The organism is Silvania hatchlandensis (genome assembly GCF_025564065.1).
Classification (GTDB): Bacteria; Pseudomonadota; Gammaproteobacteria; order Enterobacterales; family Enterobacteriaceae; genus Enterobacter; species Enterobacter hatchlandensis.
On sequence record NZ_JAMGZK010000053.1, the window covers coordinates 216,200 to 231,224 of the forward strand.

18 protein-coding genes are annotated in these 15,025 nt (G+C 55.9%); 6 read left to right on the forward strand and 12 right to left on the reverse strand.

Annotated elements, in window-relative coordinates:
- Window position 1: 1 nt before the first annotated feature.
- Genes M8014_RS18220 through M8014_RS18230 form a run of 3 tightly spaced genes read left to right on the forward strand, consistent with a single transcriptional unit; the run spans window position 2 to window position 2,258 of the window.
- Window positions 2-817: an amino acid ABC transporter ATP-binding protein gene (locus tag M8014_RS18220; protein WP_271283794.1), complete on the forward strand. Its 816-nt coding sequence runs from the start codon at window positions 2-4 to the stop codon at window positions 815-817.
- Window positions 817-1,584 carry an amino acid ABC transporter permease gene (locus tag M8014_RS18225; RefSeq protein WP_271283795.1) on the forward strand — a complete coding sequence of 256 codons (768 nt, stop codon included), beginning with the start codon at window positions 817-819 and terminating at the stop codon, window positions 1,582-1,584. The genes M8014_RS18220 and M8014_RS18225 overlap by 1 nt, the downstream gene beginning before the upstream one ends.
- Entirely contained in the window at window positions 1,578-2,258 is a 681-nt protein-coding gene (locus M8014_RS18230) for an amino acid ABC transporter permease (protein ID WP_271283796.1), read from the forward strand. The genes M8014_RS18225 and M8014_RS18230 overlap by 7 nt, the downstream gene beginning before the upstream one ends.
- Here the strand turns inward: M8014_RS18230 and fumD are convergent.
- The 5 genes from fumD to M8014_RS18255 form a co-directional block, all read right to left on the reverse strand.
- The gene (fumD, locus tag M8014_RS18235) at window positions 2,239-2,448 is read right to left on the reverse strand and encodes a fumarate hydratase FumD (protein ID WP_271269781.1); all 210 of its coding nucleotides are present in this window, start codon (window positions 2,446-2,448) and stop codon (window positions 2,239-2,241) included. The two genes, M8014_RS18230 and fumD, sit on opposite strands and share 20 nt — an antisense overlap.
- 107 nt (window positions 2,449-2,555) lie before the next feature.
- Complete coding sequence (locus M8014_RS18240; RefSeq protein WP_271283797.1) at window positions 2,556-3,368, reverse strand: MetQ/NlpA family ABC transporter substrate-binding protein; 813 nt, start codon at window positions 3,366-3,368, stop codon at window positions 2,556-2,558.
- Window positions 3,369-3,394: 26 nt separating this feature from the next.
- Entirely contained in the window at window positions 3,395-4,063 is a 669-nt protein-coding gene (locus tag M8014_RS18245; RefSeq protein ID WP_271283798.1) for a methionine ABC transporter permease, read from the reverse strand.
- Window positions 4,056-5,078, reverse strand: a complete 1,023-nt coding sequence (locus M8014_RS18250) for a methionine ABC transporter ATP-binding protein (protein WP_271283799.1) — start codon at window positions 5,076-5,078, stop codon at window positions 4,056-4,058. Before M8014_RS18250 ends, M8014_RS18245 begins: the two co-directional genes overlap by 8 nt.
- A gap of 222 nt (window positions 5,079-5,300) precedes the next feature.
- Window positions 5,301-5,600 carry a hypothetical protein gene (locus M8014_RS18255; RefSeq protein WP_271283800.1) on the reverse strand — a complete coding sequence of 100 codons (300 nt, stop codon included), beginning with the start codon at window positions 5,598-5,600 and terminating at the stop codon, window positions 5,301-5,303.
- Here M8014_RS18255 and ynhH point away from each other — a divergent pair.
- From ynhH to M8014_RS18265, 3 genes are all read left to right on the forward strand, one after another.
- A complete protein-coding gene (gene ynhH, locus M8014_RS22895; RefSeq protein ID WP_418939619.1) occupies window positions 5,510-5,713 on the forward strand; it encodes a protein YnhH in 204 nt (67 codons plus the stop codon). The two genes, M8014_RS18255 and ynhH, sit on opposite strands and share 91 nt — an antisense overlap.
- Window positions 5,714-5,720: 7 nt before the next feature.
- A complete protein-coding gene (gene pykF / locus M8014_RS18260) occupies window positions 5,721-7,142 on the forward strand; it encodes a pyruvate kinase PykF (protein ID WP_271283801.1) in 1,422 nt (473 codons plus the stop codon).
- A gap of 309 nt (window positions 7,143-7,451) precedes the next feature.
- Complete coding sequence (locus tag M8014_RS18265) at window positions 7,452-7,688, forward strand: major outer membrane lipoprotein (RefSeq protein ID WP_012017161.1); 237 nt, start codon at window positions 7,452-7,454, stop codon at window positions 7,686-7,688.
- A 60-nt stretch (window positions 7,689-7,748) separates the two neighbouring features.
- Here the strand turns inward: M8014_RS18265 and ldtE are convergent, their stop codons facing one another.
- The 7 genes from ldtE to sufA all read right to left on the reverse strand — a co-directional run bounded on the left by ldtE (window position 7,749) and on the right by sufA (window position 14,366).
- Window positions 7,749-8,747 carry a L,D-transpeptidase LdtE gene (ldtE, locus tag M8014_RS18270; RefSeq protein ID WP_271283802.1) on the reverse strand — a complete coding sequence of 333 codons (999 nt, stop codon included), beginning with the start codon at window positions 8,745-8,747 and terminating at the stop codon, window positions 7,749-7,751.
- A 97-nt stretch (window positions 8,748-8,844) separates the two neighbouring features.
- On the reverse strand, window positions 8,845-9,261 hold the full coding sequence (gene sufE, locus M8014_RS18275; RefSeq protein WP_271283803.1) for a cysteine desulfuration protein SufE: 417 nt from the start codon (window positions 9,259-9,261) through the stop codon (window positions 8,845-8,847).
- A gap of 14 nt (window positions 9,262-9,275) precedes the next feature.
- Complete coding sequence (gene sufS, locus M8014_RS18280; RefSeq protein ID WP_271283804.1) at window positions 9,276-10,496, reverse strand: cysteine desulfurase SufS; 1,221 nt, start codon at window positions 10,494-10,496, stop codon at window positions 9,276-9,278.
- Window positions 10,493-11,764, reverse strand: a complete 1,272-nt coding sequence (gene sufD, locus M8014_RS18285) for a Fe-S cluster assembly protein SufD (protein WP_271283805.1) — start codon at window positions 11,762-11,764, stop codon at window positions 10,493-10,495. The genes sufS and sufD overlap by 4 nt, the downstream gene beginning before the upstream one ends.
- Entirely contained in the window at window positions 11,739-12,485 is a 747-nt protein-coding gene (gene sufC, locus M8014_RS18290) for a Fe-S cluster assembly ATPase SufC (RefSeq protein ID WP_271283806.1), read from the reverse strand. Before sufC ends, sufD begins: the two co-directional genes overlap by 26 nt.
- A gap of 16 nt (window positions 12,486-12,501) precedes the next feature.
- Entirely contained in the window at window positions 12,502-13,989 is a 1,488-nt protein-coding gene (sufB, locus tag M8014_RS18295) for a Fe-S cluster assembly protein SufB (RefSeq protein ID WP_271283807.1), read from the reverse strand.
- Between the two features lie 8 nt (window positions 13,990-13,997).
- The gene (sufA, locus tag M8014_RS18300; RefSeq protein WP_271283808.1) at window positions 13,998-14,366 is read right to left on the reverse strand and encodes a Fe-S cluster assembly scaffold SufA; all 369 of its coding nucleotides are present in this window, start codon (window positions 14,364-14,366) and stop codon (window positions 13,998-14,000) included.
- Window positions 14,367-15,025: the final 659 nt, after the last annotated feature.

Genomic DNA, 15,025 nt, shown 5'->3' on the forward strand with positions numbered 1-15,025 from the left:
TATGTTCTCCGGTCTCTTTTCCTCCTCCGCGGCCGATGCCGCGGATTTTGCGCATCTGGCGCAGGCCAGCGTTACCTTTTGCGATGTGGTGAAACGCTACGGCGATCGCCCGGTGCTGAAAGGTATCAACCTCAGCGTCACGCCCGGAGAGGTGGTGGCGATCCTCGGCCCCTCCGGCTCCGGTAAATCCAACCTGATTCGCCTGATCAACCAGCTCGAAACCTTAACCTCCGGCGAGATCCTGATTGACGGAAAACCCACCCGTCAGCTCAGTCGCCGGGCATTGCGGCAGTTGCGTAGCCGGGTCGGATTCGTGTTTCAGCAGTTTAATCTCTACAGCCATCTGACGGCCCGGCAAAACATCACCCTGGCGCTGGAGCAGGTTCACGGCTGGCCGTCTGCGCAGGCGCACACCCGGGCCGACGCCCTGCTCAGCCAGGTGGGGATGGCAGACAAAGCCGAACAGTATCCCGATACCCTCTCCGGCGGGCAGCAGCAGCGGGTGGCAATTGCCCGGGCGCTGGCCTCCTCGCCGCAGATAATTCTATTCGATGAACCCACCTCGGCGCTCGATCCCGAGATGATTGGCGAGGTGCTGCTGGTGATGAAAGCCCTCGCTCATAGCGGGATCACCATGATTGTTGTCACCCACGAGATGCAGTTCGCCCGCGAGATCGCCGATCGGGTGGTGTTTATCGATGGTGGACAGATTCTGGAAGTGGCGCCGCCCGAGCAGTTCTTTCAGCATCCCAGCCATCCGCGCGCCCGGCGTTTTCTGCAGAAGGTGCTTAACCCACTTCATCAGGACGCGGTGTAATGCCCGCCCTTGACTGGCAAGGGGTGCTGACCGGTCAGCCCTTGCAGTGGATCCTGTCCGGTTTCTTAACCACCTTGTGGGTGACGCTGGCGGGCGCGCTGGTCGCCAGCCTTCTCACCCTTGCCTGCCTCGGATTGCGCCTTACCGGGGGCCGCCTCGGTACTGCCGTCGTCGCCGCCTGGGTCTCGCTGTTTCGCAATACGCCCCTGCTGGTGCAGCTCCTGTTCTGGTATTTTGCCGCCTGGAATGGCCTGCCGCAGGCCTTTCGCGCGGTAGTGATGGCCGATCACCCCTGGTCGGTGCTGCCGGGTAACGTCTGGTGGTTCACGCCGGAGTTTCTCTGCTCCGCCTGGGGCCTGGGGGTCTTTACCTCGGCGTTTTTAACCGAAGAGGTCACCGCCGGACTGCGGGCGGTCTCCAGCGGACAGCGGGAGGCGGCGCTGGCTCAGGGTTTCTCGTCCTGGCGGTTACTGCGCCATATTCTGCTGCCGCAGGGGTTGGCCAACGCCTGGCAGCCGGTGGTGGGTCAGTACCTTAATCTGATGAAGCTCTCGTCGCTCGCGAGCGGCATCGGCTTTGCCGAACTCACCTATCAGGTGCGCCAGATCGAAAGCTATAACGCCCACGCGCTGGAAGCCTTCAGCGTGGGCACGGCGCTGTACCTGCTGACCGGCATCGCGCTGGGCTTACTGCTCACAAAGCTGGGCCCCACGCCCGCGCGGCGGCGTAAAACAAACACCGAGTTAAGGAGTGAAGAGCCATGTTAGCCGGGTTTAGCGTGATTACCGACAACCTTGATTATCTGCTGTGGGGACGCATAAGCGCCGGGCAACCCGGCGGCGTGCTGCTGACCCTGCTGATGGCCTTTGGCGTGGCGGCGCTGGCGCTCCCGGCCGGGATTGCGCTGGCGGGCCTCGCCTGGCGTTACCCGGGCGTCATTCGCCAGACCCTGTTTGCGTGGGCAGAGCTGATTCGCGGGATCCCGCTGATATTTGTTATTTTCTGGATGTGGTATCTGCTGCCGCTGATGACCGGGGGCGATCTGCCCGGCGCCTTGACCGTGACGCTGGCGCTGGCGTGGTTTACCGCGGCGGCGGTGATGCATTCGGTGCTGGCGGGGCTGCGCGCATTGCCTGTCGGGCAGTATGAGGCGGCGCAGTCGCAGGGGTTTGGCGCACTGCAGACCCTGTGGCATCTGCTGCTGCCGCAAGTGTTGCGCAATACATTGCCGTCGCTGTCGGGGATTTTTATCAGCCTGCTGAAGGACACCTCGCTGGCTTTTATTGTCAACGTGCCGGAGCTGACTACCGTCGCCGGACAGGTTAACAACCGGGTACAGATTTACCCGGCGGCTATTTTTATCTTTACGGGGCTGGTCTATTACCTGCTGTGCTGCACCGTTGAGCAGCTGGCAAAACGCATTACCCGGCCAGCGCTTTAACCACCGTTTCCATCGCCTGAGTCGTTAATTCACTGCGTGGCACGCGCTGGTTCGCCAGCGCGGTGCGGACGACTCCCGCGATCACGATATGCTTGGGCTCCTGCCCCAGGTCGCGCATCTCAAGAACGACTTTGCCCACCACACGACACATCTCCTGATACAGCGCTTCGTCTTTGGTCACATTGCCCATTACTTTCACTCCGTTGCCTAAAACGTCAGCTTAATAGATTCACCGGCCGTATACAAAAAAGAAGCCCGGCGAGAAACTCGCCGGGCCTGGGAAAAAGCATCCGTGAATCAGTTATTAACCGGGATCACCGCGCCTTTGTATTTGGTGCGGATCCACTCCTGAATCTCTTTGGAGTGCAGGACGTTCACCAGGGCTACGATGTCTTTTTTCTTCTCGTCGCCACGGTGTACGGTAATGATGTTGGCGTACGGGTTGTTTTCACCGCTTTCGACCGCAATCGGATCGTGAACCGGGTCGAGACCGGCGTCGATGGCGTAGTTAGCGTTGATCACCACCGCCGCGCCTTCGTCGTTGTTATACATCTGCGGCAGCAGCGCGGCTTCGACGTTCGGCGTGAACTGCAGTTTTTTCGGGTTCTCGACAATGTCGCTGATGCGTGCGGTCACTTTGTCGATGCCCGGCTTCAGCTTGATCACGCCCTCTTTCTCGAAGATAGAGAGGATACGACCCTCTTCGGATACCGCATCACGCATGATGATTTTGCCGCCTTCCGGCAGATCTTTCAGCGATTTGAATTTTTTAGAGTAAATACCGATCGGCTCGATGTGGATCACACCGGCGCTGACAAAATCATAGGTCTTATCGCCAGCGTGATCTTTCAGGACGCTGTTCAGATAAGGAATGTGCTGGAAGTAGTTGGCGTCGATGTCACGACCCGCCAGCGCGGTGTTCGGCAGGATGTAATCCTGGAACGGTTTGATCTCCAGATCGATACCCTGTTTAGCGAGGATAGGCTTCGCCTGCTCGAGGATTTCGGCGTGCGGCGTATTGGACGCGCCCACGGTCAGAGTATCAGCCCAGGAGGCAAAGCTCAGGGCGCTCAGGGTTGCTGCGGCGATCAACGTCAGTGTTTTTTTCATGATGTGGTTCCTGTGTGTTTGTATTATTAGCGTTTGTCTAAGACGGAAGTAATGGCATCGCCGCAGAGCTGGATAATGAAAACGATGATCAAAATGGTCACCGTTGCCACCAGCGTGACATCACCATGGTTGCGCTGGAATCCTTCCAGATAAGCCAGATTCCCCAGACCACCTGCGCCAATCACCCCCGCCATGGCGCTGTAGCTGACCAGGGCAATAAGCGTGACCGTAATACCTGACACTAGCGCAGGCGATGACTCTGGCAGTAAAACCCGAAAAATTAAGGTGCTCAGCCGGGCGCCCATCGAACGGGTCGCCTCAATCACCCCTTTGTCCACTTCACGCAGGGCGATCTCTACCAGCCGGGCGTAGAACGGCGCGGCCCCGACAATCAGCGCCGGCAGCGCCGCGTTAGCGCCCAGAATGGTGCCGACCACGGTTTTGGTAAACGGGATCAGCAGCACGATCAGAATGATGAACGGGATGGAACGAAACACGTTCACCACAATGGAGATGAAGCTGTAGAGCGCGCGGTTGTGGAACAGTCCGCCGCGGGCGGTTAAAAACAGCGCCAGACCCAATACCAGCCCCAGCACGAAAGTCGCAATACCCGAGAGCGCGGTCATGTACAGCGTCTCCAGCGTAGCCGCCCACAGTTGGTCCCATTTCAGATGCGGAAAAAGAGTCTCAGCCATGCTTAATTACCTCGCCTTCAATATCACTGTTCTGCACATCGGCGAGGATATTGTTCAGTTGTTCTTCCGTGGCCACCACGTGCAGCCACAGCTGGCCGAAAACGCCGTGAGCGGTTTGGGTCATTTTTCCGTGCAGAATGTTAAACGGCAGGCCGTAGCGCAGCGTCAGTTCGCCGACAATCGGCTTATGGGTACTGTGTCCGGTAAAGGTCAGTTTGATGACGGTGCCTTCCAGATCCTTCGCCAGCTCGCTGTTAAAGGTCTCTTCTTCGGCGTACTGACTCACCTGGCGGACAAACTGTTGGGTAATAGCCTGCTGCGGATGGGTAAATACCTGCAGCACTTCGCCCTCTTCCACCACTTTGCCGTTTTCCATTACCGCCACGCGGTCGCAAATTTTACGCACCACATGCATCTCATGGGTGATGAGGACAATGGTCAGGCCGAAGCGGCGGTTAATATCCAGCAGCAGGTCGAGGATCTGATCGGTGGTCTGCGGATCCAGCGCCGAGGTGGCTTCATCGCAGAGCAGGACGTCAGGATTGTTCGCCAGCGCACGGGCAATACCGACACGCTGTTTTTGTCCGCCGCTCAACTGGGACGGGTACGCCTGTTCGCGCCCTTTCAGGCCGACCAGCTCCACCAGCTCGGCGACGCGGGCTTTGATTTTGGCTTTTGGCACGCCGGCAATTTGCATCGAGAACGCAATGTTTTCATTAACCGTACGCGACCACAGCAGGTTGAAGTGCTGAAATACCATGCTGATTTTCAGTCGAGCCTGGCGCAGGGCCTCGCCCTTTGCGGCAGAAATGTCGTGACCATTAATGGTGACGCTGCCGGTAGTCGGCTTTTCCAGGCCATTCAGCAGGCGAATTAAGGTACTTTTTCCGGCGCCGCTGTAGCCAATAATGCCGTAAATTTGCCCCTGCTCTATGGCGAGGTTCACGCTATCAACGGCCGTCAGCGCCACTTTTCCGTTGTCAAAAATCTTCGAAATATTCCTGAGAACAATCATTCTTATTGTTATCCGTGCCGCATTTAGCGGTTTAGCAGTATGGATGTCCAAATGATAGTAAGCACAGGTTATCATTTTTTGAATGAATAAAAAGGAATAAACATATAACTGAAAACCATATATTGCGTGCCGACTGGGACAATGCCCACCTGCAGTAAATAGCTGATTTTCAGTAATGAATAGTCATCTGGCGCAAATGATCGGCATCGTGTTGCGCAACGTTCAACAAAAAAAGCAAAATCCAACACGAAAGTTTAGGTTTTTGGCTGCGGTTTTACTTAGCGTCGCCCTCCTCGGTAAGAACCTTAACGCATTGATAACAATCCCTTGTGAAACTGCACATAAAATTTTTGAAACGCTGTTTTCATTTTCCTTTTGCGTATTTTTCAGCGTATAATGCGCCCCTAATTCCTGATGAATGGTTTCAGCGCTTGGACTGCAAAAAACAACCCATACAACTTCCTCTCCTCCGTTGGGCTGAAACTCAGGCACACATTCCTCGGCACGCTCATTTGATGTCACCTATCCTTAGTGCGTGCCATCGTAGATTTCGCAATACAGGTTTGACTCCACGGCAGTGCGCCCCCGGAGCGATATTTCCCTATCCTTCTCAACTTTCTCAACTTAAAGACTAAGACTGTCATGAAAAAGACGAAAATTGTTTGCACCATCGGCCCGAAAACCGAATCTGAAGAGATGCTGACCAAAATGCTGGACGCCGGCATGAACGTTATGCGTCTGAACTTCTCTCACGGTGACTATGCTGAGCACGGCCAGCGCATCCAGAACTTGCGCAACGTGATGAGCAAGACCGGCAAAAAAGCCGCTATCCTGCTGGACACCAAAGGTCCGGAAATTCGTACCATTAAGCTGGAAGGCGGCAACGACGTTGCGCTGAAAGCTGGCCAGACCTTCACCTTCACCACTGACAAGTCCGTTGTCGGCAACAACGAAACCGTTGCTGTGACCTACGAAGGCTTCACCAGCGATCTGTCCGTTGGCAACACCATTCTGGTGGATGACGGCCTGATCGGGATGGAAGTCACCGCGATCGAAGGTAAAAACGTGGTTTGTAAAGTGCTGAACAACGGCGATCTGGGCGAAAACAAAGGCGTTAACCTGCCGGGCGTTTCCATCGCGCTGCCAGCACTGGCTGAAAAAGACAAACAGGATCTGATCTTCGGTTGTGAGCAAGGCGTTGACTTCGTTGCTGCCTCTTTCATCCGTAAGCGTTCCGACGTGGTTGAAATCCGTGAGCACCTGAAAGCCCACGGCGGCGAGAAGATCCAGATCATCTCCAAAATCGAAAACCAGGAAGGCCTGAACAACTTCGACGAAATCCTCGAAGCTTCTGACGGTATCATGGTGGCACGTGGTGACCTGGGCGTTGAGATCCCGGTTGAAGAAGTTATCTTCGCGCAGAAGATGATGATCGAGAAGTGTGTTCGCGCGCGTAAAGTGGTTATCACCGCAACGCAGATGCTGGACTCCATGATCAAAAACCCACGTCCAACCCGCGCAGAAGCTGGCGACGTTGCCAACGCCATCCTCGACGGTACCGATGCCGTTATGCTGTCCGGTGAATCCGCGAAGGGTAAATACCCGCTGGAAGCCGTGACCATCATGGCCACCATCTGCGAACGTACCGATCGCGTGATGACCAGCCGTCTGGACAACAACAACGACAGCCGTAAGCTGCGTATCACCGAAGCGGTTTGCCGCGGTGCAGTAGAAACCGCAGAGAAACTGGAAGCGCCACTGATCGTTGTCGCCACCCAGGGCGGTAAATCCGCTAAAGCTGTGCGTAAATACTTCCCGAACGCTACCATCCTGGCGCTGACCACCAACGAAGTGACTGCCCGTCAGCTGGTGCTGAGCAAAGGTATCGTTCCACACCTGGTGAAAGAGATCGCTTCTACCGACGATTTCTACCGTCTGGGTAAAGAAGTGGCTCTGCAGCTGGTTGAATGTGGTCTGGCGCAGAAAGGTGATGTTGTGGTGATGGTTTCCGGTGCGCTGGTACCAAGCGGCACCACCAATACCGCATCTGTTCACGTGCTGTAATAATTCCGAAAGAATTAATTCGATTAAAAAGCGTCCCTCGGGGCGCTTTTTTATTTCCGCTATCAGCCAAACTTATTAAAAAATCAAATCGAGTTTCTCTATTTAACGGGTGCGTTTTCTAAGATGAATCCGATGAAAGTGGTCTGTTTTAATACAACAATTTTAATGAAATAGCCAAAACAGATGTTTCTTTGAGCGAACGATCAAAAATAGGCGTATTCCCATCAAAAAAATATTCTCAACCTAAAAAACTTTGTGTAATACTTGTAACGCTACATGGAGATTAACTCAATCTAGAGGGTATAAATAATGAATCGTACTAAACTGGTACTGGGCGCGGTAATCCTGGCTTCTACTATGCTGGCTGGTTGTTCTAGCAATGCTAAAATCGACCAACTGTCTTCTGACGTTCAGACTCTGAACGCTAAAGTTGACCAGCTGAGCAACGACGTGAACGCAATGCGTTCTGACGTTCAGGCTGCTAAAGACGACGCAGCACGCGCTAACCAGCGTCTGGACAACCAGGCTACTAAATACCGTAAGTAATAGTACCTGTTAATAAAAATGGCGCACATCGTGCGCCATTTTTTTTGCCCCGCATTTGCCTTACTGCAGCGCCTGCGTTACCGACACCGGCATCTCACGGTTCAGCGCTGACTGCCCCGTACTTTCGATAGCCGTTCCGGCACCTGTCGATACCACTACCGGGATCCCTGCCCGACGCGACAAGGCTTTATTAACCAGCACTTTATCGCTCCCCTGTTGCGAGACAAAGGATGCCAGGCCTGCTGTCTGCGTAATCGGCACCGTTTGTGGGTTTTCACCTTCCAGCATGGCCAGCGGGCGATGCACCTCAACGTAGCGTTTACCGTCCGGCTCCACTGAGAACTTCACCGGCTCATTGATGATCTGCACCCGCGTGCCCACCCTGGCCTGCGCGAACAGTGCTTTGATATCAGGAGCATTCATGCGCATGCAGCCAGAACTGACGCGCAGCCCGACGCTGTCCGGGGCGCTGGTGCCGTGAATGAGGTATTCGCCGTTACCGATCCCCAGACGCAGCGCATAGCGCCCCAGCGGGTTATTTGGCCCTGCGGGTACCACCGGGGGCAGTCTGATGCCCTGCGCTAATGAGCGCGCTCTGATGCCCGCTGTCGGGGTCCAGGTTGGATTGGGGATTTTCTGGCTGACGTGGGTCGTCGACACCGGCGTCTCCAGCCCAAGCTGACCAATTCCCAGCGGATAGACCTGAACGCTGTTTTCACCCGGCGGGAAATAGTACAGCCGCAGTTCCGCCAGGTTCACCACAATGCCTTCCCGCGGTGTATCCGGCAGCAGCATCTGCGACGGAATGGTGATCACCGTTCCCGGGGCCGGATAGACCGGCGCGATGGTGTTATTGGTTTCGAGGATTAAATGGGCAGCGGTATTAAACCGGCGCGCAATGGCCTGCAGGTTATTATCGCCTTCCTGAATGGTGTAGGTCTGATTTTGTCCAATCAGGCGGCTACCCGCCGGGGGCAAGGGATAGTCCATCGCTTTGACGCTATTCACCGCGCTCAGCGAACCAAAAAGAATAAGAGTAATGAGAGACGCGCGCTTCATGCTGAGATTCCTTATTCACTGACAGAACGTCAGAAAGCTGAAAAACCCGCGAGGCGGGAACCGCCTCGCGAAACAGAATGAGAGCTGTCCTGATAGTTTAGCTAATGTTGGCGGCTTTGGAGCGGATTGCGCGGATCATCGCTTCCAGCCCCTGGGAGCGGGAGGGGGTTAAATGCTGGGCCAGCGCCATTTGTTCAAACCACGGGCGCACGTCGAAAGCCGCAATATCCTGGGCGGACATCTGCTGATAGAGAATAAACACCACTGCGATAAGGCCTTTCACAATTGCCGCATCACTGTCACCGGTTAATTCAATCATCCCGGCGTCGTTCTGGCGCATGATTATCCACACCTGGCTCTGACAGCCCTGAATACTGTTTTCCGGCCGATGCTCTTCCTCACTGAGCACAGGCAGTCGCTGCCCCAGCTCAATAATGTAGAGGTACTTTTCTTCCCAATTTGCGCAACGCGTAAAGTTACGCAGTAATTTTTCTTTGTCCGGCAACGCGGCCATCTCTTGCCTCTCTGTTAGCCCAGCAGATGGTGGGTGCGTTTCAGCCCGGCCACCAGTCTGTCGACCTCTTCCATTGTGTTGTACATCACCAGCGATGCGCGGCACATCGCCGGTACCTGGTAGAACGCCATCAGCGGCATGGCGCAGTGGTGTCCGGTTCGCACCGCCACCCCGTAGTTATCGAGGAAGCTGCCAACGTCATAGGCGTGATGCTTGCCGAGGTTAAAGGCGATCACCCCCAGCCGGTCGGCGGGGCCATACAGCCTGAGATCCGGCACGCTGGCCAGCTCCGCCAGTGCGTAGTGCATCAGCACCTGCTCGTACTCCGCAATGGCATCCAGGCCAATAGCGGAGACATACTCAATGGCCGCCCCGAGCCCGATAATCCCCCCGGTGTTGGGCGTCCCGGCTTCAAAGCGCCACGGCGCGCGCGCGTAGGTGGTGCCTTCGCTCAGGCTGACGGTGGCGATCATTGACCCGCCCCCTTCCCACGGCGGCATCGCCTGTAGGATCTCGTCTCTGACGTACAGCACGCCGATGCCGGTCGGTCCGTACAGCTTATGCCCGGAGAAGACGTAAAAATCGCAGTCCAGCGCCTGCACGTCAACCTTATGGTGCATCACCGCCTGGGCACCATCCACCAGCACTTTCGCGCCGACCTGATGCGCTTTGGCGATGATCTCCGCCACCGGGTTTTCGGTGCCCAGCACGTTGGAGACCTGAGTGATGGCGACCAACCGGGTACGTTCATCCAGCAGGGTATCCAGCTGCTCGAGCTGTAAGGTTCCGTCGTCGTTCAGCGGGATCACTCTAAGCTGAGCGCCCACGCGCTCGCACAGCATCTGCCAGGGCACGATGTTGGCGTGGTGCTCCATTTGGCTTATCAGGATATTGTCCCCGGCGTGGACCTGATCGCTGCCCCAGCTGTTGGCCACCAGGTTGATCCCTTCGGTGGTGCCGCGCACGAATATCAGCTCCTCCGGCGACCGGGCATTAAGAAACGCGCCAGTCTGGGTACGAACATTCTCCATCCGCTGGGTGGCTTCCGCGCTAAGGGTATGGATCCCCCGGTGCACCGCTGCGTAGCCGTGGCGATAAAACTCCGCTTCGGCATCGATCACCTGCGCAGGCTTTTGCGCGCTGGCGGCGCTGTCGAGATAGGCAAGCGGCAGACCGTTCACTTCACGGGTCAGGACGGGAAAATCCGCCCGCACTTTCTCTACGGGGAAACTCATACGGCACCTCCGGGCAGACGCTGGCCAATACGTGCCAACACCTGCTGTCTTAACGTTTCGTCGTCGAGCGCTTCGGTCAACTCGGCGGCAAACGCGTAAATGATCATCTTCTCTGCCGCCTGCCGGTCGATCCCGCGCGAGCGCAGATAGAACATCTGTTCATCATCAATCCGCCCCACCGTCGCGCCGTGGCTGCACTTCACGTCATCGGCGTAGATCACCAGCTGCGGCTTGGTGTCCACCTCTGCCAGACGCCCCATCAGCAGGTTGTTGTTGGTCATCTGACCATCGGTTTTAATCGCGTGCTGCGCAACGTTGATCAGCCCGTTAAACACCGCCCGGCCTTTGTCGCTGACGATGGTTTTATGCAGCTGACGGCTGTTGCAGTAGCCCTTGTTGTGCTCCAGCCAGGTACGGGTGTCGCACACTTCGTTTTTCACCGGCATCGCCAGGCTGTTGATGCGCAGCGTGGTGTTCTCGCCGTTCAGCTGGGTGCTGGTGTTGTGGCGTAGCACCGCGCCCCCGAGCAGGAAGCTGTGGCTGTACGCCGAGGCGTCCGCCGCAAGCTGAATATCGTTGTGGGCGAAGTGGTGGCTCACCGCATTCTCAAACGCCAGCTTGATATGGTGCAGACGGGCGTTGGCCGCCACGTTCATCGTCAGGCGCGCGCCGGTAAAATGCCGGGCCGGCGTCAGGCTGACGTAATGCTCAACGATGGTCGCTTCTGCCCCTTCGGCCAGCGTCAGGTGATGGCGGTAGTGCGCGGTGTTGATCTCCTCCCCCTCCAGCCCCTGAGTGATGTGCATTAAGAGCAACGGTTTAGAAGGCCGTTGGTTACGCTTCACGCTGATATGGGTGACGCCTGGCGCCAGGCTTTCGGTCAGATGCAAAAACAGCTCCGGCTGAACCGGGGCCGGCAGCGTCTGACGCTCATCGTTAAGGGTCACCTCAAAGCCGCTGTCGTCGGTGCTGTCACTCAAGGCCGGGCTAAAACGCCCGTCAACGAACACCAGTCGCGTGGCATCCAGCTGCAGCGCCAGCGCGTCACAACGATCCTTTTCCACCTCGGCGAGTCGGGAGACAAACTCACCGTTGGTCAGCCCCTCCAGCGGGGTGTACTTCCAGTCTTCATGCTTGCGCGTCGGCAAGCCCAGACGCAGCATCTGCTGCAGGTGCTGTTGCGCCTGTTCAGAGCGCGTTTCGCCCTGCGCCTCAAACAGACGGTGCCACTGTTGCAGCGCGTTACTGCTGTTCGCTAAGCCAGCCATAGCCCTGCTCCTCCAGCTGTTTCACCAGCGAGAAATCACCGGATTTCACAATCCGTCCCTGATACAGCACGTGCACGTAGTCCGGCTTGATGTAGTCAAGGATGCGCTGATAGTGGGTGACGATGATGAACGAACGCTTGCCGTCGCGCAGGGCGTTAACGCCATCGGCGACGATTTTCAGGGCGTCGATGTCCAGCCCGGAATCGGTTTCATCAAGGATGCACAGCTCTGGCTCCAGCACCGCCATCTGCAAAATGTCGTTGCGCTTCTTCTCGCCGCCGGAGAAGCCGACGTTGACCGAGCGGGTGAGCAGGTCTTCCGGCATTTTCAGCAGCTGGATTTTCTCTTCCATCAGATCCTGAAAATCAAAGCGGTCCAGCGCCTCTTCGCTACGGTACTTACGCACGGCATTCAGCGCGGTCTGCAAAAAGAACTGATTGCTGACGCCGGGAATTTCGACCGGGTACTGGAAGGCCATAAAAATGCCTTCGCCCGCGCGATCTTCCGGTGACAGTTCGAGCAGATCTTTGCCCTTAAAGTCGACCGAACCGCCGACGACCTCGTAATCTTCACGCCCGGCCAGAGTGGCGGAGAGCGTACTTTTCCCCGATCCGTTCGGCCCCATAATGGCGTGGACTTCGCCCGGGCGCACCTCGAGGCTGAGACCGCGCAGGATCGCTTTATCTTCCACACTGACCTGTAAATCTTTGATGCTTAACATGTGCTTTCCTTAATGCTTAACCGACGCTGTGTTCAAGGCTAATCGCCAGTAATTTCTGGGCTTCCACGGCAAACTCCAGCGGCAGTTCAGAGAATACGTCCTTACAGAAACCGTTTACGATCATCGAGATGGCATCTTCTTCGCTGATGCCGCGCTGCAGACAGTAGAACAGCTGATCTTCGCCAATGCGCGAGGTGGTGGCTTCGTGTTCCAGCTGGGCGCTGTTGTTGCGGCATTCGACGTATGGGAAGGTATGCGCCCCGCAGTCCGGACCGATCAGCATCGAATCACACTGGGTAAAGTTGCGCGCGTTGGTGGCGGTCGGCATGATTTTGACCAGCCCGCGATAGCTGTTCTGGCTTTTGCCCGCCGAGATCCCTTTCGAGATGATGGTGGATTTGGTGTTTTTGCCGATGTGGATCATCTTGGTGCCGGTGTCGGCCTGCTGATATCCGCTGGTCAGCGCCACTGAGTAAAACTCGCCGATGGAGTTGTCACCGCGCAGAATGCAGCTCGGGTATTTCCAGGTGATAGCCGAGCCAGTTTCCGACTGGGTCCACGACATTTTACTGTTCTCACCTTCGCACAGCGCACGCTTGGTGACGAAGTTCAGAATACCGCCGGTATTGCCATCCCCCGGGAACCAGTTCTGCACCGTCGAGTACTTCACTTCGGCGTCTCTGTGGATGATCACTTCCACCACCGCCGCGTGCAGCTGGTAGCTGTCGCGCACCGGGGCGGAACAGCCCTCTATATAGCTGACGTAGCTGCCTTCATCCGCCACCAGGATTGTGCGTTCAAACTGGCCGGTTTTTTCGGCGTTGATGCGGAAATAGGTCGAGAGCTCCATCGGACAGCGCACGCCTTTCGGCACGTAGATAAAGGTGCCGTCGGACGCCACCGCCGCGTTGAGGGCGGCAAAGAAGTTGTCGTTACCGGGCACCACGGTGCCGAGGTATTTCCTGATAAGCTCCGGGTGATCGTGAATAGCTTCGCCAAACGAACAGAAGATGATCCCCTGCTCGCCGAGCTTTTCCCGGTAGGTGGTGGCGACGGAGACGGAGTCGAAGATGGCGTCGACCGCGACTTCGCGTCCTTCGCGCACCGGCACGCCGAGCTGCGCGAAGGCCTCTTCGACCTCTTTGCTCAGGAAGGCATTGGCCCCGGTCTGTTGCACCGCACCCGGCTCAGAGGCGCAGGTATCGTCGCAGTTCCCGCAGGACGGCGCCGAGTAGTAGCTGTAATCCTGATAGTTAAGCTTGTCGTAATGCGCCTTCAGCCAGTGCGGCTCTTCCATCTCCAGCCAGGCTTTAAACGCATTCAGACGGAATTCCAGCATCCACTCGGGTTCGTTGCGCTTAGCGGAGATGGCGCGAATGACCTCTTCGTTGATCCCCTTTGCCAGCTCATCGGTTTGCAAGTGGGTGAAGAAGCCCTCTTTGTAATTAAGATGGCCGCCGGACCAGGTGTTGACATCGTCAGTTGCTTCAGTTTGTCGAGACATAATACCGCCTATACCCCAAAACTTTCGCCGCAGCCGCATTCGTTCTGGGCTTTAGGGTTATTGAATTTGAATAACTGGTTTAAGCCTTCGCGCACGTAATCCACTTCCGTGCCGTCAATAAACGGCATCGCCTGCAGCGGCACGTACAGTTTTGCGCCGTCACGCTCGAAAACCAGATCGTCTTTCTCCGGTTGAGTGACGGTACCCAGCACATAGCCAAAACCGGCGCAGCCGGTGGTCTTCACGCCTAAGCGCACGCCGAGCAAGCCGGGCTGTTTGCTGGTCAGCTCGCGAATATGCGCCGCCGCGGCAGAGGTCAGCGTTAATCCACGCCATGCAAAATCTGTCGGGTCAAACGTTTCTGAATGCAGTTCCATAGGTCCACCTTATGTATTGCGCCATCAGGGCATAACACCATGTTAGTGATAACGATTATCACTTCAACCCCCTGACAGCAGGGGCTTTCGCCTTAATCGCCCTTTTTGGTGACATTAATTAAGCATAGACCCTGCACGAAGGGTTAACAGGGTTCGATTTTTTTCTGCAATCAATTGAATATTAATGGCTTTATAAAGGTTAATCGGCGAAAACGGTTACAAGGGAAAAGATGTATAGGGAATGCCTATTTTTGAGATAGGTTTTCGAAATTCTGTAAAATCAGTCGATTAAAGCTAAATCAGTCACTTAGCCATTTTAAGGGTTAGACAATAACAGACATTATTGGCCATTCTGACGCCCCTAATTACGCCCCAACACAATTTTTGCCCCCAAATTTGCCCCCAAATAAACGTCAAAAAGTGACTGGAGAACCCCGCAGCATCACCACTCATCCTGACGAGCAGGCCAGCCGATCATGACCATCTAATGTGACGCAGTAGTAGCTGTGGTGATGAATGTTAACCTTTAAATTTTCATTATAATGAAATCGAAAAATCACTTTTAAGAACCTTGCGCAGCTCCTTCCAGAAATGAACCATCAAGCTTTACCCGGAACACATCCCTGTGCAAAATCACTACCGATCCGTTGTAAGACTTT